We start from the raw sequence: 19577 nt of genomic DNA, 5'->3' as shown, positions 1-19577 counted from the left end.
TCTTATCCTTATACTGCCATTACAGCTTTAATAGATTCATGTGATTCATATCCAACTAATTCAAAATCACTCATTTTAAAATCTTCAATGTTTTTAACATCTGGATTTATTTTCATAGTAGGTTTAGAAAAAGGTTCTCTAGAAAGTTGTAGGTTTACTTGCTCATAATGGTTTGAGTATATATGTGCATCACCAAATGTATGTACAAAATCTCCCACTTCTAAATCACAAACTTGTGCAATCATCATAGTAAGTAACGCATATGAAGCAATATTAAATGGCACTCCTAAAAATGTATCTGCACTTCTTTGGTATAACTGACAAGAAAGTTTTCCCTCAGCCACATAAAATTGAAAGAATGTATGACAAGGTGGTAATGCCATTTTTTCTAATTCACCTACATTCCAAGCTGATAATATTAAACGTCTTGAATCTGGGTTTGTTTTGATTTGATTAATTAGTTCTGCTAATTGGTCAACTGATTTACCATCAGTACCTTTCCATGATCTCCATTGAGCTCCATAAACAGGTCCAAGTTCTTTTATAGTATCAGTATTAACATAACCTAAGTCTTTTCCTTGAGCATCAGCATTTGCAGTCCATACTGTTTTTTTACCTATTAGGTTTTCTCTTTTATCACCAAAGTTAATTTCAGCAAGTCTTCTCTCATCTGTACTACCTTCAATAAACCATAACAGTTCAGAAATAATAGCTTTTAAATGAGTTTTCTTTGTAGTTACTAAAGGAAAGCCCTCATTTAAATCAAACCTCATTTGATATCCAAATACTGAAGTTGTACCAGTACCTGTTCTATCCTCTTTTTTAACACCTTTTGTTAAGATGTGGTTTAATAAATCTAAATATTGTTTCAATTGCTTTCCTTCTTCATGTAATCATATAAATACAAGTATTGTCTTAATTCTTTTAAACTCTCTAACTTTAAACCTGATTCAATCCATTGTTTTATTTCTTCTGGAACTTGAAGTGATTTTAGGAGCTCTTCTTTTTTTTCTTTTGATATTTTACCATGTTCAAATAAAAGTGAGATATGACTTAAAACTGAGCTTATTCCTAAGTCTCTTTTTTGTGCGATATCTTCTAAAGGAAGTCCTTCTAGAACTAGTTCATATGTATCAGTATATGTTTTAGTTAGTTTCTTTAAAGGAGCCCTAGTTTCTATTTTTTCTTTAAACTCTTCTTTTATGTCTTTACATAAATTAATAAACTCTTCACCATACTTTTCAAACTTTACAAGTCCTACACCATTTACTTCTAACATTTCTTCTTTTGTAGTTGGTAGTTTTGAGCTAAACTCTTTTAAACTTTTATCTCCAAAAATTACATATGCTGGTACTTCATGTGTAGATGCCATTTCTCTTCGTAAGGTTCTAAACTTCTCATATAATTCTTCATCAAAAGAAAGTACTTCTTCTGATGCCTCTTGTTTTACAGCTATTCCTAATTTATCTGAATCTATTAAAAGTTTTTCATCACCTTTTAATATCCTCATTCCAAGATTGTTTATTTTAAGAACTCTAAATTCACCTAAGTTAAGTGCTTGTATATCTATTAGTTTATCTGCTATTGCTACCCATTCATTCTTACTCTTATCATGTCCTAATCCATATACTTTTAGCTTATCATGACCAAACTCTAAAAGCTTTTGATTTTTTGAACCTCTTAAAATATCTATAATATGATTAGTTCCAAATCTCTGTTCACTTCTGTATACAGCGGATAAGAACTTTTGAGCATCAATACTTACATCAACTTGGTTCACCTCACCTTTAGTACAGTTATCACATAAAGTATTACATTCATCTATCTCATCTTCAAAATACGAAGCTATGATTTGATGTCTACAGTTATTTGAAACGCAATACCTATACATAAATTCTAATTTATCAAGTCCAGTTTGTTTATATGAATCATCTATAGAGTCTTCTATTTGTATCTTTCTTTTTACCTCATCACCTTTTGAATAAAGTAAATATACATAAGACATAAGACCATCTCTTCCCGCTCGACCTATTTCTTGATAATAATTCTCTAGTGTTTTTGGTAAACTTGTATGTATAACAAATCTAATATTTGATTTATCAATCCCCATACCAAAAGCAATAGTTGCAACCACAATATCTACATTTTCATATACAAAGTCATTAAATACCTCATCTTTAGTACTAGCATTTAATCCTGCATGATAGGCTTTTGATTTATAGCCATTATCACATAAAAACTTAGCTGTTGATTCTGCTTCTTTTCTTGTAAAGGTATATATAATTCCACATAACCCCTTATGTGATTTTAAAAAGTTTAATATTTGTGATTTTCCATTTGAAATACGTGGTTCTACTTTTATTTCAAGATTATCTCTTTGTGTTTTTGCTCTGTAATGTTTTGCATTTACAAGATTAAGTGAAGATGCAATATCTGCTTCAACTCTTTTTGTAGCAGTTGCAGTAAATGCAGCAATGCTAACTTCAGAGAAAAACTGTTTTAACCTATTTAGATTTCTATACTCAGCTCTAAATTCATGTCCCCATCCAGATACACAATGCGCTTCATCTATTACAAAATAGTTGATATTTATTCTTTGAAGTACTCCAACAAACTCATTTGATGTAAATCTTTCAGGTGCAACATATACAAATTTTAACTCACCTTTTAACAAAGCTTTCATTGTAAATGTATTCTCATCATTAGTCTGAGATGAACTAATCATAGATGCCTTTATATCTAAGTCTTTTAAAGCTTTTACTTGATCTTGCATAAGCGCAATAAGAGGAGAAATCACAACAGTAACTCCATCCATAAGTAATGCAGGTAATTGGTAACAAAGTGATTTTCCACCACCTGTTGGAAGAATTGTAAGCACATCTTGGCCATTTAATATACTATCTACTACTTCTTCTTGGAAAGAACGAAAGTTGTCATGTCCAAATATGTCTTTTAGGATTTGTTGTTTTTTATTCATTTTTGATTTTAGCATATCGTGGGTTAGGTGTGTATTTATTAATTTAGTATTTTATTAACTATTTTATTTTAAATTTGTATATAATATTCTATCACTTAAATATTAGGATGAAAATGAAAATATTAATTATAGGTAATGGATTTGATTTGAATTTAGGTCTTAAGACAAGTTACAAAGATTTTATTCAAAGTGAACATTTTAAAGATTTAGTTGCAAAGAGAAATAATATGGCTGAATATTTTAATGAAAAAAATGAATTAAATAATTGGGTTGATATTGAAAATGAATTAAATAACTATTCAATAAAAGTTAAAAATAAAAACTTAGATATAGAAGATAATTTTAATGAAATAAGATTATCTTTAATGAATTATTTAAAAGAAGCACAAGAAAAAGATATAAATCAAGATTCAAAAGCATTTGAAATATTAAAAGAAGAAATTGATAAGGTAGATACTATTTTTAACTTTAACTATACAAATTCAGTATTTAAAGTTGCAGAGATTTTAAATATTCAAAATATAGAAAATAAACATTACTATGTTCATGGGTCAATAGAAGATAAAGATATTATTTTTGGTGTAGAAGATAAGGCGAGATTAGGTGATGAAGAACATATTTTTTTAAAAAAAGCTTATAATAAGAACTATGGAAAACATAATATAAAAAAAGAATTTAATAAAAAAAATGAGATTATAATTTTTGGTCACTCAATTGGAATAACAGACAGTTCATATTTTGAAGACTATATTAATCAAAGATCAAATGATATCATTCAATCAAAATTTAAATTCTATTATTATGGCAAATCTGGATGGAAAGAAATGATGAAAATAGTTGATAAATATACATTTCGTAGCTTAACTGAATTTAGAGCAAATAATTTTATACATATTGATTCATCAATATAATTATGGGAGTCACAATTTGTGATTTCCAATATTCAAATTTATCTTTAGAAAGTTAAAACATAAAATCATCTAGAAATCTTTTTATATTTCTTTATACGGCTTTGTTTTACAAAATATATCATCATTTATCATTATATTTCATTTACCATTTACATAACTATGCTAAAATATTATCTAAAAAAGCTAACTACCATAAGGGACACTTTTATGTTAACAAACGAAGACTTTATTGACTTAAATACAAAAGTCAACACATCATGCAAAGCAATAGCTAGAATTTTCACTCTACTTACAGTACCAACTATATTATTCGCTATTATAATATTAGGATATTTGGGACATTTTCCATTAAAAGTTGAAATACATAGTGTAATTTTAATAGGCTTTATTTACTTTATTTATTTATTTTTTATTAGACATAACGCTTATTATGTTTCTTGTAAATTTAGAACTTCTTATGAAGAATTAGTTTTCTATTTAAAAGAATATATAAATAACAACCTTTTAACAATTGGAGATACTACAAAAGCGAATGGTAGTGCAGATGATTTTTTAAAAGATTTTACAAGCAATATTAGAAATACAAACTTTTCATCAATTGCATCAGGGATATTTCCAACTCTTGGTATTTTAGGAACTTTTATATCTATTGCTTTTTCTATGCCTGATTTTTCATCTGGAACTTCTAGTGCTTTAGAAGAAGAGATTACTTTACTTTTAGGTGGAGTTGGAACTGCCTTTTATGTATCAATTTATGGAATATTTTTATCAATTTGGTGGACTTTTTTTGAAAAGTTTGGAATGAGTAGATTTGAGCATGACTGCTTTGTAATTACTGAAAATACTAAATCTTTCTTTTGGACAAAAATAGATATTGAATCAATTAATATAAAAAGTAATATAGAAAACTTCGCAAAAATGACTCATATTTTTGAGCAACTTACATCAAAAGATATCTTAGATAATATTAATACTTCAATAGAAAAAAGAGTAGATTTACTTGAAAATATTTTAGAAAAAGAGTTAACTTTATCTTCAAAAGTTAGTGATAATATTGCAAACAGTGAAAAACTAGCTTCTATGATTGACACACTAAATACAAACATACATACAAAAATAGAAAACTTTCGAGAAGAAAAAGAAATTCATACTGAATACACAAAACTTTTAAATAATAATGTAAAAGAATTAAATCAAGCCTTAGAAAATATAAGTACAAAAAATCTAGAACTTATTTACACAAATATCGTAAAAAGTATTGAAACTATGAAAAATGAAATGGATAGAATTGGTTGGCGATTTAATAAAGAATTAGATGAATATGATACTAAATTCTCCCAAAAACTTGAAAATTCTTTAGAATCAATAGATGAAGAAACAGCTAAAATAATAGAAGATTTAAAAGAATTTAAAGAGATGCAAAAGTAGTCACTATGTATGATAAAAAACAAAGCAATGAAGAAAATTTTTGGATATCTTATGCTGATTTAATGGCGGGATTACTTTTTGTATTTATTTTAGTAATTGGTGCAATTATTATAAAATATCTTTATGCTCAAACAGATTTAAAAGTAATTAAAACTAATTTACAAGAACAAAAAGATGCTTTAAATTTAAGTGAAGAAGAACTTTTAAATAAAAAGAAAAAACTTAATATTGTAAATACACAACTTCAAAAAATTCAAGAAGAGAAGATTCATTTATCATTTGAATTAGCTAAATCTAAAAATATGTTTAATGAAACAAAACTACAATTAGAAGAAGAAAAGATATTAGCTAATAAGTTAAATCAAGAGTTAGAAACAAAAAATAAGAACTTAGCAATATCAACTGAACAAATTGAAAAGATAACTGCCATTTTAGAAGATAAAGAAAACAATATAAAACTTCTAAATAAAAATCTTGAAGATGAAAGAAATATACTTTTAGAAAAAACATCACAAATACATTTAAATAATGAAGAAATAGATAAATTAAAAGCTTTATTATTTGATTATGAACTTCAAGTTAAAGAACAAAAAGATACAAATACAGAACTTTCAACAAAATTTGAAAATCAAAAAAATATGATTTCATTAAAAGATGAAGAACTTTTAATGCTTGAAAATAAAATACTAATTCAAAGTAAACTTCATCAAAAACTTGTAGAAGAGTTTGATATAACAAAAGTAAAAATCAAACATCTAACAGGTATTAAAATTACAGTAATATCAAAACTAAAAGATAAGCTAGGGAAATCAATAAATATAGATGAAAAAAGTGGTGCTATTACATTTTCTTCAAATATTCTTTTTGATCAGGGTGAATATACATTAAAAGAAGAATCAAAAAAAGAACTTAGTTTAGTTTTAAAAAAATACTTACAAGCCTTACTTGATGATGAAAGTATAAGAAAATATATTCATAGTATTACAATTGAAGGACATACAAACTCTGATGGATCTTACTTAGATAACCTTGCTCTTTCTCAACAAAGAGCCTTAGAAGTTATGCAGTTTTTATATACTTCACAAATTGTAGATAAGGCACTTTTAGAGAAGTATGTAAATGCAAGTGGTAGGTCTTACTCTGATATTATTTATAAAAATGGTGTAGAAGATAAAGATAATTCAAGAAGAATTGAAATAAAATTTAGAATTAAAAATGAAACTGCAATAAAAGAACTTCAAAACTTTTTAGGCAACAAAAAATGAAAGAGCAGTTATTTGAACCTAAAAGATTAAAAGAATTATCAAATAAAATAAGGGCTAAAAAGAAAGAGAAGAAAACATTTTTTCAAAAAATATTAAATAAGATAGGTTTATGAAAAGAAGAAACTTTATAAAGTTTTCTATTCTTGGACTTGTATTATTTCAAAAAGAGACACTTATTGCTAAAACTATATCAAAAAACAATGCCTTAGTTTTAGAAGAAGTTTATGAAATACTATTTCCAAAGACTTTAAATATGCCAAGTTCAAAAGAGTTTAATGCATTAGGATTTTTATTTTCTACAATAAACCATAAAACTTTTTTAGATTATGATAAAGATTTAATCATTAATGGCACAACTAGTTTTATAAGAAGCTTTCCAAAGTTTTTGAATTTAACTAATGAAGAAAAAAAAGAATTAATTTACTCAATTGTAAATGACAATGATTATGCTAATACTTGGCTTTCAAAACTAGTATATTTTGGAATTGAAGCAATGCTATCAGACCCTATTTACAATGGAAATACAAATCAAATTGGATGGAAAAGCATAAATCATAAAATAGGCTACCCAAAACCTAAAAGAAGATATGGAAAAAAATTATGATGTATGATATTTGTGTAATAGGAAGTGGAGCAGGAGCTGGTCCTATTATTTATGAGTTATCAAAACAAGGACATAAGGTTTGTGTTTTAGAAAAAGGTGACTTCTATAAAAGAGATGATTTTTCAAAAGATGAATTAGCTGTTAATAGAAGAAGTGTTTATAATCCAAAATTAAAAGATGAATACCATACTATTGAAGAGTTTGTTGATAATAAATGGACTAAATTTCCTACATATGATACGGGTTGGGATTTTAATAATGGAAACTTAGTAGGTGGTTCTTCAAATTTTATGAGTGGATTTTTCTATAGATTAAAACCTGATGATTTCAAATTAGCTTCTAAATATGGAAAAATAAAAGATTCAAATATCACTGATTGGCCAATAACGTATGATGATATGGAAATATATTATGATAAAGTTGAAAAACTTATTGGAGTATCTGGTGAAGTTTCAACTTATGTACATCAAGAGCCTAGAAGCTCAAAAGCTTTTCCTTTTAAAGCTTTAGATGAACATCCAATTACAAAACTAATAGATAAAGCATCAAAAGAATTAAACTTTAGTATTGTAAAAACACCACGAGCAATTATAAGTGAAGATTTCAAGCATAGAAGTGCTTGTTATTATTCAAATTATTGTGGTTCTTACGGATGTTCTAGTGGAGCAAAAGGAAGTTCAAGAGAAGCTTTAATACTTCCTGCTATAAAAACGAATAATCTTACAATTATTACAAATGCAAATGTGATTAAACTACATACAAATACAGATAAAAAAATTACCCAAGCTACATACTTAACAAAAGATGGAAATAAAAAAGAGTTAAAAGCAAAGCTTTTTATTCTAGCAGCTCAAGCTGTTGAGTCTTCAAGATTATTGTTAAATTCAAAAGATGAAAACTTCCCAAATGGAGTTGCTAACAATTCTTTAAATGTAGGAAAAAATCTACTCTCTTCAAGTGGAGGAATAGTTACAGGAACATTTGATCAAAGCGCTATACCTTTAAAAGAGTTAATGACTCCGGGACTTTTTGTAAATAGAGCAATAAAAGATTTTTATTTTACAAAGGATTTTAAAGGTGGAATGGTTGAAATGGTTTTTGAACATGCAAATCCAATAAGACGAGCAAACTTTTTTAAATGGGATGAAAAGGATTTAAATAAACTTTTAATTGGCAAAGAGTTACAAGACAAACTTTATACTTCTTTTACAAAAACAAAAACTTTAAACATGGAAATATTTGCAGATTGGACTCCAAATGATAATTCTTTTGTAAGTGTAGATGAAAAGTACAAAGATAAATACGGAACACCAGTTGCAAATATAAGAATAGGAACTTTAAAACATGATTTAGAAGTATCAAACTTTTTAGCAAAAAAAGCAGTTAGTATTTTAAAACAAATGGGTGCAAAAAATATCCAAAGTAATATAAATGCACTTCCTTCTTCAAACTTACAAGCAGGTGGTTGTAGATTTGGAGATGACCCTAAAACTTCAGTTTTAAATAAATATTGCCAAGCACATGAAGTTAAAAATCTTTTTGTAACAGATGGAAGTTTTATGCCAAGTGGAGGTTCTGTTCCTTTTACCTTTACAATTTATGCCAACTCTTTTAGAGTGGCATCTTATATCAAAGAAAATTATGAAAATTTAGTGTAGAATTTTAAGTTTAATTAAGAAAATTCTACTCTATTTCTACCTTTTTCTTTTGCACTATATAGAGCTTTATCACATCTTGCAAACAAACTTTCAAGAGTATCATTATCTTTATATTCAGAGACACCAAAACTAACAGTTACTTTAGTATCTAAATCATTTTCTAAATTTTCTATATTTTTTCTAATATTATTTGAACACTGTATAGCATTTTCTAATTTTGTTTCTATAAATAAGATAACAAACTCTTCTCCACCCCATCTTGCAAAAATATCTGTTATTCTTAACTGTGGATTTAAACTATTTCCTATCTTAATTAAAATTTCATCACCTTTTAAATGGCCATATGTATCATTGAATATCTTAAAATTGTCAATATCTAATACTGCCATTGATAAAGGATGTTTATATCTTTTTACTCTTGCTAATTCTATTTCAAATAATTCATTAAATTTATGTCTGTTATATAGATTTGTTAATCCATCATGATACGCTTTTTGTTCAATTGAATATCGTTCATTTTTTATACTTGTAATATCCGTTAGGTTTATTAAATACAACTCTTTATCATTATCAATTATTGATATTGTCAAATAAAATGACTTTTTATCATTATTTTTATCAAAAAGTAAAACAACTCTTTTTTCAGCATTTAGATTATTTATAACTTCAAAAAAGTCTTTTCCAAAAGATTGATTGTCTATTTCTGAATAGTTATTAATTAGCTTTTTATGAACATAATCAATATTTTCAATAAATATATCTTCAATATTTTCAAACTTTTCTCCAAACTTTTCCTTACTTTCAATATCAAAAAAGTTTAAGAATGCATTATTTACAAAGGATAAGCTTTTAAAATCAGTTACAAAAGATATATTTTGTTCAACATTTATAATATTTTGAAGAATACTTTGTTGTTCTTCAATCTTTTTTTGCTGCAAAATATTTATTTTATCTAAGTAAACATTTTTTGCATTTACTTCTAATAAATCTAAAAGTTTATTTTTATTTATTGGTTTAAGTAAATAGCTTGTTATTCCACAATCAATTGCATCTATTAAAAAGTTAGAATCAGAATGGGCTGAGATGATAATAATAGGTATAGTTTTATTATCTTCTCTAATTTTTTTTGACATTTCTATACCATTTAATTTTGGCATAGTAATATCAGTTAAAATAATATCAGGTTTAAGTTCTAAATATTTTGAATATCCATCTTCTCCATCTTTTGCAACATATAATTCTTTAACAAATCTTTCTAACTTTTTAGACAATATTTCTCTAACAGACTCTTCATCCTCAACATATAAAAGATTTATTTTCTTTATATATTTACTATCCATTTTTAATTCTGAATTTAATCATAAATTCTGCCCCGTCTTTATTATTCTTAGCACTAAGCTCACCTTGCATATTGTCTTCAATAATCATTTTAGACATATATAAACCAAGTCCTGTCCCTTTACCTTGTTCTTTAGTTGTAAAATATGGTTCAAAAATACGCTCATAAACAGATGATTCAATTCCACCTGCATTATCAGAGATAATAATATATCCATACTCTTTATCTGATTTTATATCAACTTTAATAACTCCATTTACAATTTCTTCTTCAACTAATGCATCTTTTGCATTATTTACAATATTCAATATCACTTGTTGGAATTCACTTGCATGACCATAAAAATCAAAAGTATTTCCTAAAACTTCAACTTTTATATCATATTTTGATAGCTGTGAAGATAAAATATTTGTTGTTTCTAAAACCTTTGTTTTAATATCAAATGTAGTTTTAGCTTTCTCAATATTGAAAAAATTTCTAAAGTCATCAATAGTTTTTGACATAAAATTAACTAGATTCATACCCTCCCTAGAATGATTATCTAAATATTTTTTATCTACTAGTCCATCTTCATAATCATCAACAACAAATTGTAATTTAATAGCTAAAGTATTTAAAGGCTGTCTCCATTGATGAGCTATTGCTCCGATCATTTCACCCATTGCTGCTAATTTTGATTGTTGTAATAAAAGCTTATCTTTTTTTAAATTTTTTTCTACTTCTTGTTCTACTTTTAAAGAAAGAGTGTCATTAAATAATTCTACTTCTTTTTTAGCACTTATATCTTCTCTTATTGCAAAATAACCAGTTATTTCTGATTCATCATTTTTTTCTGGGAAAATAGTACTATTAACATAATAAAAAGTTCCATCTTTTCTTTTATTTTTAATCTCGCCTGTATATATTTCACCTTTTGAAATAGTTTCTAATACTTTTTCATATGTACCATCAAACATATCTTCATGTATCACAATTCTTTGATCTTGTCCTAATAGTTCTTCTTTTGAATATCCACTTATCTCACAAAATGCTTTAGTAGCATAAGTAATAATACCTTCTTTATCAGTATGTGAAGCTATAACCTTTTTATCAAACATAAAAAGCAATTCTTCAAGCTTTTTTCTTGAAAGTTGACTATCTTTATTTTTTATAATTAAAATATAAGTAACTAAAAATGTAATAAATAAACAAAGTGCCAATAAGATATTTGATAAATAAAAATTATTTGTGCTTAGAAGTTTTTCGCTTGGTTGCGAGTATAAAGTCCATGTTCTACCTAATATATTAAGATCAATAGCTTTTTTAGAAACAAAATCCTTATCACTATTTGTATATAAAAGCTTTGAAATACCATTTGTTGTATCAACTAATCGTATATTTAACATTAAAGAATCATTTTTCCTAAATTTTATAGCATTTTCTACCAAAGGTTTGATTCTAAATACTCCTGTATAAAAGCCTTCTAAAGATGAAGTGTTTTTTTCAAAAACTGGTAAAAGAACTAAAAAAGCAAATTTATTTTCTATATCTTGCACTAGTTGTATTCTTCCTGTTGCTAACATTGTATTTGTTTCTCTAGCTAAAGTTAATGCATCAAGTCTTGTTTTATTAGAAGATATATCAAAGCCATATGCAATTTTATTTCCAGCTAAAGGTTCTACGAAATCAACAGGAAAATACTCTTTCTTTCTTTTTACTCTTACTATCTTTCCATCATCAGTTTTTTCTTTTATAAAAATATCTAAGCCTAATTCTTTAGTTCTATTTGATTCAAACTCTTTTCTATCCTTATCTACTACACGTGGAATCCAAGATACACCTTGAATACTCCTTTTCTCTTTTATTAACCTTGATGTAAAAAGATTGTATTCTTCTCTTGTTAACTTACCTACTGTTTTATGATAACTTTTTAATGCATACAATACATTTACATTTAATTCGAGTTCTTTTTCAATTGATAGAAGTTCTCGTTCAACTAAATTATCAAACTTTATTTTACTTGATTTAGTTTCCATATCTACAATATACATATAAACAAAAATAGAAAATATTAAACCTAAAAGGAATGTAGTTAATATTAAAGGAGATAAGATTGCTTTTTTATTATTCATTTTAGTACCTTTTTTAAATTTTTAACTCTACTAATGTAATAACAAATATATTTTTTCCATCATCTTGAACTATTTTTTTTGTTTTAACTATGAAGTTTATATCAATATTGTCTTTATTAATTTTAATACGAAAATCTTGTTCTGGGTGTAAAAACATATAATCAAGCCAAGATATCTCTTCATTAACATCAGTTAAAGTAACATTTTTATTATTTCTTAATTCTTCGTATAATAATTTACCATCAAGTATGTTATCTTTATTAAAGAAATCTAAAAAAAGCTTATTTGCAAATAAAGTTTTCTTTGATTCATCATATGAGAATATTATACTAGCCTGTAGGTCTATAACCGTTTGTAGTAACTTTTGATGCCTCTCTTTTTCTTTATTAAATAAAATTATTTTCATATTTGATGAGAACATCTCTAAAAGTTTATCTCTTTGAATAGGTTTTAACAAGTAATCATCTATTCCAATATCTATACATTCTAATAAAAGTGCAGATTCACTATGTGCAGATGCCATGATTATAGGGATATTAGGATTAATCTCTTTAATTTTTCTCGACATTTCAATACCATCCATTATTGGCATTTTTATATCTGTAAGTATTATATCAGGAGAAAATTCTAAGAACTTTTCATATCCTTCTTGCCCATTCTCTCCTACATATAAGTTTTTAACTTTTCGTTCTAGTACTCTTTGTAAAGCAAAACGTATCTCATCATCATCTTCAACGTATAATAAATTAATCTGAGATAATAATTCTTTCATTTCTACTCCCTAAACAAAGATACTAATAATTAGTTATTTTAACTAAACTTAGTTTAATTAACTATTTTTATTAAATTATTTAATAAACTCTTTTATATTATCTGCTACCATTTTTATAAGTCTAGTTCTAGCTTCTATAGTTGCCCATCCAATATGAGGAGTTAAAAGTAATCTATCTTTATTTTTTATTTTAAGCAAAGGATTTGATTTTTCAATTGGTTCTTTATTTACTACATCTATTCCACAATAAATTTCTTTTTCATCTATTAATACACTCAAATCTTCTTCATTTATAATTCCACCACGACCAAGGTTTAATAAAATTGCGCCGTCTTTCATTGTTTTCATATTTTCATAATTTAACAAATTTTCTGTTTGTTTATTTAAAGGACAATGAATTGAAATAATATCGCTTGTTTTAAGTAACTCATCAAGTTCAACTCTTTTAAATTCACTGTTATTATTTCTTCCACTTGTAGAATAATATACAATATCACAATCAAATGCTTTTACTCTTTTTGCAAATGATGAACCAATATCACCAAGACCAATAACACCTACTCTTTTCCCATCAAGTTCAAAGAATGGTTTATCTATATGAGTAAATATTTTTGATTTCTGCCAATTACCCTCATCAACATAAGCTTTATAATAATTTAACTTTTGTACAAAATGGAATATCATTCCAAAAGCAACTTGAGAAACAGAAGAGCTTGAATATCCAGCTACATTTTTCACTTCTATATTATTTTGTTTAGCATATTCTAAATCTACATTATTAGTTCCTGTTGCTGTTATTGCAACTAATTTTATTGAAGAGTTATCCATATCCTCTTTAGAAATTACAACTTTATTTGTAATTACAATATCTGCATCTTTTACTCTCTGTTTAGTTTCATCTTTACTTGTTATATCATAAGATGTAACTTCACCTAAACTATTAAAAATTGATACATCCATATCAAAACCTAATGTTGCTCTATCTAAAATTACTATTTTCATATTTTTCCTTTTTTTGTTTTTTTATGTATAAATAACATTCCAATTAATACAGTGATTATACCAATTAAAATACTTAATTTAAATGCCTCATCAAATAATACATATGAAACAATTGAGGCACTAACAGGTACCAAATAAAATATTGATGATACCTTAGAAACATCCCCTTTTTCAATCATTATATATAAAAGAGATAAGGCTCCAATACTAACTGCTACTACCATATAAAATAAAGCTACAATAAACTCTAAATTCCAAGAAACTCTAATATCTTCATATAATAAAAAAGGTAATACCAAAATTGTTGAACTAAGAGTTTGAATTGCACCTCCTGAAAATAAATTCATCTTTTTACAGTATTTTTTTTGATATAAATTACCAAAACTCAACCCAAAAAGTGCAATAAAGGACCATGTAACTCCAGTAATTGCTCCTATATTTGTATCAATATTTGAGATTACTACAATATTAACACCAATAAAACCTATAAACAAACCAAGCCAAATTTTTCCATCTGATGTTTCATTCAAAAATTTAAAAGCTAAAAAAGAAACAAGTATTGGTTGTAAAGCGATAATCAAAGAATTCAAGGAACCAGATATACCATATGATATGGACATATATACTCCTACTGAAAATGTTCCAACAGTTAACATCCCGGCAATACTTATATGAATAAACTCTTTTATAGTCTTTGGCCATTTAGCTTTTACTAAGCTTGTAATTATTAATAAAATACAAAACGCAATAAAAAATCTAATCGCTAGGAATGCCATAGGACTTGTATTTACCAATCCGTATTGAGTAAATATAAATCCACTGCCATATAAAAAAACAAAACTTATTGGTAATAAAAAATCTTTAATATTAATGTTAAACATTTAATTTTCCTTCACTTGACTAATTAGTCAAGTGAAGAAGTATATCAAAATATTAACTAATTAGTTAATATTCGTAAGATATTTATTTTGAAGTTTTTAAACTGTTAAGAAAAAATTCTAGTTGAGAGATACAAGTTTCAAATATTTTTTCATCTTGTGATTTTTTAGCTGTGCCTAAACAGCCTTCAATTGAAGCAACTATATAGATAGATAAAGCTTTAAGATCATCATGTTTTATTTCATTCTTACTTACAGCTTTTATTAAAACTTCTTCGATAATCTCTTCAAATCTAAAATAAACTTTTTCAAGAGATAACTTAAAATCATTATCACTTGAGGATAATTCTTGAACAAAGTTATTAAGTTTACAACCAGAAATAAAATTAAAATTATCTCTTTTTTTAATAAGTTTTATTAACTCATCAATAATGTTTTCTTCATATTTAAATAAAACGGTATATTTATCTTCTATATATATACTTATTCTTTCATTTATAATTGCAAGAGTAAGCTCTTTTTTTGACTTGAAAAAATGATAAATAGAACCTTTATTCATTGATGCTTTTTTAAGAATTTTATCTATTGATGTACCATGATAACCATTTTGATAAATCTCTTCAAGTGCTATATCTAATAATTTATCTCGTGAACTACTCATAATTATCCTTTACTCAATGCAACTTTTATACCTAAAGCAATAAGTACAACACCAACTGATCTATCAAACCATATGCCAAAAGAATTAAAGAATTTTCTAACACTTTTTTTACTTAAAATTAAAGATATACCAATAAACCACAACATCGTTGCAAAAATACAAAATATTCCATAAATTGCTTGAATATACATAGGAGTATCAATATTTACAACAACTGTAAAAATTGATACAAAGAATAAAGTTGCCTTTGGATTTAAAGCATTACATAAAAAACCAATAGAAAAAGATTTTAAATCACTTATATCATTTGTAAAAGACCCCTCCTCAACATTAAGTTTCATTCCCTTTGATTTTAAACTGTTATATCCAAGATAAATCAAATAAGCTGCACCTAAATATTTGATTATATTAAATAAAATGATTGATTTTGAAATAATTAAACCAATCCCCAAGACAGTATATATAACATGCACAGAAATTCCTAAACCTATACCAATACTAGAGATAATTGATGCACGCTTTCCATATGTAATACTTTGCTTTAAAATCATTGCAAAATCTGGTCCAGGAGATAATAGGGCTAAGAGTAAAGCAGCAACAATAATTGAAAATTCATTTATATAACTTGAATAATCCATAATTAATTTCTTCGCTGACCTGGTTTTGGAGCACTTACTTCTTTTTGTAAATCAATAGATAAGTTATGATAGAAAAGTTCACCATAATCTGTAGTTCTATTAATGATCTCATAAGCTTGAACTAAAGTATTATTATATTTTAAAGCATCTTGTAATATTTTTATAATCTTTACAGATTCTAAAAAGTTAACATGAGAAGGTGCTTCTATTGGTGAACTATAATACTTATGCATTCTTTCAACTAAATTTTTATTTCTTATTTCAATAAATACAGATTCAATTGGGGATTTAAAGAAAAGTATTTTTTGCTTTACATTTATTGAAATATATGTAGTTTCCATTCCATATATTTTTCTTGAGAAGGAATCAAAAAGAAAAAGTTTTTTATTATAGTTATTGTTGAATAACTCATATATAAGTTCTAATATTTTAATCTTCTCTTCTTTAGAATAAAAGTTACCAATACTTGCAAAACAAAAAGATAAAACTGATTTAATAGAGTACCACTCTGTAGTATCATAGTCATATCTAAGCATTTGGTCAATTCTTGCTAATTTCAGTTCTTCTATGTCTTTACTGCTCTTAGTTCTGTACACTTCTTGTACAGCCGTATCTCTATACATAGGTCCAGGGAACTGTGCTTGAATAACAAATCTTCTGTTTTGTTCTAGCTCCATTATGTATTTTAAACGCCCATAATAGTCTTCATCAATAATTCTAACTTCTTTTTGAGGGATTTGTGTTATTGATTTTAAGAACTCATCACTATTACAACCCTCTTCCCATATATAATCTGGGTATCTAAAAATCGTACAGATTTTATCTTTTATTTCATTACTAGGCTCAATATCTGTAACATTGTCAATCCACGAGGTAACCGTTCTTCTATCCTTATTTATTAATGATGCAAATTTAGAAATACTTAGGTTTGATCTTTTAAATATTTCTATGAATTTATCAATTGAACTTTTGTAATTCATTCTTATACCTTTATAAACTTTATTGATGATTGTACCATTTTAAAGCATAAAAACAAATATTGTACATATTAGCTCAATAGTAGAAAAAGTTGTATTTTGCAATACAGAAATAATACATTACTACTATGTAGAAATGATGTATAATAAATCACAAATAAATATTGAAGGATATATATGAGCGCAGGAAAAAAATTTAGAAAAGCTTTAAGTGAAGAGACTCCTTTACAAATCGTAGGGACAATTAATGCATACCAAGCATTACAAGCTACAAAAGTTGGTTATAAAGCAATTTACCTTTCAGGTGGAGGAATTGCAAATGCATCATATGGTTTACCAGATTTAGGTATGACAATGATTGAAGATGTTTGTATTGATATTAGAAGAATTACTTCTATATGTGATACACCAGTAATTGTTGATGCTGATACAGGTTGGGGACATGCATTCAATGTTGCAAGAACTGTTAAAGAATTTATCAGATCTGGTGCTGCTGGACTTCATATTGAAGATCAAGTTGCTGCTAAAAGATGTGGACACAGACCTAATAAAGAGTTAGTAACTACTGAAGAAATGTGTGACAGAATTAGAGCTGCGGTTGATGCAAAAATGCAATTAGACCCAGATTTCTATATTATTGCAAGAACTGATGCACACGCATCTGAAGGTCAAGCTTCAGCAGTTGCTCGTGCAAAAGCTTATGTTGAAGCTGGTGCAGATGCAATTTTTGCAGAAGCTGTTCATACATTAAAAGAATATAAAGAATTTTGTGATCAAATGACAGTTCCAGTATTAGCAAATATTACTGAATTCGGTGCAACTCCAATGTTTACTACTGAAGAATTAGGTTCAGTTGGTATTGAAATGGTACTTTACCCATTATCAGCATTTAGAGCAATGAATAAAGCTGCTTTAACTGTATACCAAGACTTAAGAGAAAAAGGTACACAAGAAGGTACTTTAGACTTAATGCAAACAAGAATGGAGCTTTACGATATGTTAGGTTACCACGAATATGAGCAAAAAATGGATGCATTATTTGCACAAAGTAAAGCGAAGTAATTCGCTTTATTAAATTAAAGAAAACATATTAATTAATAACTATAAAAAGGAAAAAGATTATGAGTACACCTACAGGATTTAAACCAAAGAAATCAGTTGCACTTTCTGGAACTTCAGCAGGAAATACAGCTCTTTGTTCAGTTGGAAAAAGTGGAAATGATTTACATTATAGAGGATATGATATTTTAGAATTTGCTGATAAAGCAGAATTCGAAGAAATTGCATATTTAATTGTACATGAAAAATTACCTAATCAAGCAGAATTAGATGCTTATAAACAAAAGCTTAGATCTTATAGAGATATTCCAAATGGTGTTAAAGTTGCATTAGAACAATTACCAAAAACTTGTCATCCAATGGATGTTATGAGAACTGGTTGTTCAGTACTTGGTGCTCTTGATCAAGAAAAAGAAGATCATCCTAAAAATGAAGCTCAAGATATCATTGATAGATTAATGGGATCATTTTCTTCTATTCTTTTATACTGGTACCACTATGCTTATAATGGTAAAAGAATTGATGTAGTTACAGATGATGATACTGTTGGTGGTCACTTCTTACATTTATTACATGGTGAAAAACCAAGAGAATCTTGGGTTAAAGCTATGCACGTATCTTTAATTCTTTATGCTGAACACGAATTTAATGCTTCAACATTTACTTCAAGAGTAATTGCTGGAACAAATTCTGATATGTTCTCATGTATTACTGGTTCAATTGGAGCTTTAAGAGGTCCTAAACACGGTGGAGCTAATGAAGTTGCATTTAGAATTCAAGAAAGATACTCTTCAGCAGATGAAGCTGAAAAAGATATCTTAGAAAGAATGGCTAAAAAAGAAATTATTATCGGATTTGGACACCCAGTTTATACTACTTGTGATCCAAGAAACGTTGTAATTAAAAAAGTTGCTGAAGATTTATCTAAAGAAAACAACGACATGTTAATGTATGACGTTGCTGAAAGAATTGAATCTATTATGTGGGATAAAAAGAAAATGTTCCCTAACTTAGATTGGTTCTCAGCAGTTTCTTATAACCAAATGGGAATTCCAACAGATATGTTTACTCCAATTTTCATTATCTCAAGAGTTACTGGATGGGGTGCACACGTAATTGAGCAAAGAGAAGATGGAAAAATCATTAGACCTTCTGCTACATATACAGGACCTGAAGGTTTAAAATTCGTTCCTTTAGCGGATAGAGCATAATACTTAAATATTCTAGTGTCACATAGTAAAAACTAAATGACAAACACTAAAAGGATGAGTTTATATGCTCATCCTTTTTTTTAATT

General features: G+C 26.7%; 17 protein-coding genes. 7 read left to right on the top strand and 10 right to left on the bottom strand.

Annotation, left to right across the window (positions count from 1 at the left end):
* Positions 1-8: 8 nt before the first annotated feature.
* Together KO488_RS01570 and recQ are read right to left on the bottom strand one after the other, a co-directional pair.
* A complete protein-coding gene (locus KO488_RS01570; RefSeq protein ID WP_216057031.1) occupies positions 9-872 on the bottom strand; it encodes a thymidylate synthase in 864 nt (287 codons plus the stop codon).
* Positions 869-2977 carry a DNA helicase RecQ gene (recQ, locus tag KO488_RS01565; RefSeq protein ID WP_216057030.1) on the bottom strand — a complete coding sequence of 703 codons (2109 nt, stop codon included), beginning with the start codon at positions 2975-2977 and terminating at the stop codon, positions 869-871. The genes KO488_RS01570 and recQ overlap by 4 nt, the downstream gene beginning before the upstream one ends.
* Before the next feature lie 113 nt (positions 2978-3090).
* On the opposite strand from recQ, the gene KO488_RS01560 reads away from it, so the two are divergent.
* The 5 genes from KO488_RS01560 to KO488_RS01540 all read left to right on the top strand — a co-directional run bounded on the left by KO488_RS01560 (position 3091) and on the right by KO488_RS01540 (position 8843).
* Positions 3091-3888: an AbiH family protein gene (locus tag KO488_RS01560; RefSeq protein WP_216057029.1), complete on the top strand. Its 798-nt coding sequence runs from the start codon at positions 3091-3093 to the stop codon at positions 3886-3888.
* A 207-nt stretch (positions 3889-4095) separates the two neighbouring features.
* Positions 4096-5316 (top strand): MotA/TolQ/ExbB proton channel family protein, encoded by a 1221-nt coding sequence (locus tag KO488_RS01555; RefSeq protein ID WP_216057028.1) that lies wholly within the window; start codon positions 4096-4098, stop codon positions 5314-5316.
* 5 nt (positions 5317-5321) lie between these two features.
* The gene (locus tag KO488_RS01550; protein WP_216057027.1) at positions 5322-6581 is read left to right on the top strand and encodes an OmpA family protein; all 1260 of its coding nucleotides are present in this window, start codon (positions 5322-5324) and stop codon (positions 6579-6581) included.
* Positions 6582-6690: 109 nt separating this feature from the next.
* On the top strand, positions 6691-7185 hold the full coding sequence (locus KO488_RS01545; RefSeq protein WP_216057026.1) for a hypothetical protein: 495 nt from the start codon (positions 6691-6693) through the stop codon (positions 7183-7185).
* On the top strand, positions 7182-8843 hold the full coding sequence (locus tag KO488_RS01540; protein WP_216057025.1) for a GMC family oxidoreductase: 1662 nt from the start codon (positions 7182-7184) through the stop codon (positions 8841-8843). The genes KO488_RS01545 and KO488_RS01540 overlap by 4 nt, the downstream gene beginning before the upstream one ends.
* 14 nt (positions 8844-8857) lie before the next feature.
* Here KO488_RS01540 and KO488_RS01535 read toward each other — a convergent pair whose 3' ends face one another.
* The 8 genes from KO488_RS01535 to KO488_RS01500 form a co-directional block, all read right to left on the bottom strand.
* On the bottom strand, positions 8858-10183 hold the full coding sequence (locus tag KO488_RS01535; protein WP_216057024.1) for a diguanylate cyclase: 1326 nt from the start codon (positions 10181-10183) through the stop codon (positions 8858-8860).
* On the bottom strand, positions 10176-12293 hold the full coding sequence (locus KO488_RS01530; RefSeq protein WP_216057023.1) for a CHASE domain-containing protein: 2118 nt from the start codon (positions 12291-12293) through the stop codon (positions 10176-10178). Before KO488_RS01530 ends, KO488_RS01535 begins: the two co-directional genes overlap by 8 nt.
* Before the next feature lie 13 nt (positions 12294-12306).
* Positions 12307-13065, bottom strand: coding sequence for a response regulator transcription factor (locus KO488_RS01525; RefSeq protein WP_216057022.1), 759 nt, complete (start codon positions 13063-13065; stop codon positions 12307-12309).
* Between the two features lie 75 nt (positions 13066-13140).
* Entirely contained in the window at positions 13141-14067 is a 927-nt protein-coding gene (locus tag KO488_RS01520; protein ID WP_216057021.1) for a D-2-hydroxyacid dehydrogenase, read from the bottom strand.
* Complete coding sequence (locus KO488_RS01515) at positions 14064-14948, bottom strand: DMT family transporter (RefSeq protein ID WP_216057020.1); 885 nt, start codon at positions 14946-14948, stop codon at positions 14064-14066. Before KO488_RS01515 ends, KO488_RS01520 begins: the two co-directional genes overlap by 4 nt.
* Positions 14949-15030: 82 nt before the next feature.
* Positions 15031-15606: a TetR/AcrR family transcriptional regulator gene (locus tag KO488_RS01510; protein WP_216057019.1), complete on the bottom strand. Its 576-nt coding sequence runs from the start codon at positions 15604-15606 to the stop codon at positions 15031-15033.
* Positions 15607-15608: 2 nt separating this feature from the next.
* Positions 15609-16244: a LysE family translocator gene (locus KO488_RS01505; protein WP_216057018.1), complete on the bottom strand. Its 636-nt coding sequence runs from the start codon at positions 16242-16244 to the stop codon at positions 15609-15611.
* Between the two features lie 2 nt (positions 16245-16246).
* Positions 16247-17224 (bottom strand): hypothetical protein, encoded by a 978-nt coding sequence (locus KO488_RS01500; RefSeq protein WP_216057017.1) that lies wholly within the window; start codon positions 17222-17224, stop codon positions 16247-16249.
* Between the two features lie 174 nt (positions 17225-17398).
* On the opposite strand from KO488_RS01500, the gene prpB reads away from it, so the two are divergent.
* Together prpB and prpC are read left to right on the top strand one after the other, a co-directional pair.
* Positions 17399-18283: a methylisocitrate lyase gene (gene prpB, locus KO488_RS01495; RefSeq protein WP_216057016.1), complete on the top strand. Its 885-nt coding sequence runs from the start codon at positions 17399-17401 to the stop codon at positions 18281-18283.
* A 59-nt stretch (positions 18284-18342) separates the two neighbouring features.
* Positions 18343-19491 carry a 2-methylcitrate synthase gene (gene prpC, locus KO488_RS01490; RefSeq protein ID WP_216057015.1) on the top strand — a complete coding sequence of 383 codons (1149 nt, stop codon included), beginning with the start codon at positions 18343-18345 and terminating at the stop codon, positions 19489-19491.
* The last annotated feature ends 86 nt before the right edge of the window (positions 19492-19577 follow it).

The sequence above is a fragment of the Poseidonibacter lekithochrous genome, from assembly GCF_018861145.1.
Lineage (GTDB): Bacteria > Campylobacterota > Campylobacteria > Campylobacterales > Arcobacteraceae > Poseidonibacter > Poseidonibacter lekithochrous_A.
The sequence above is the reverse complement of the archived record's forward strand: the minus strand, read 5'-3'. Positions and strand labels throughout refer to the sequence as shown.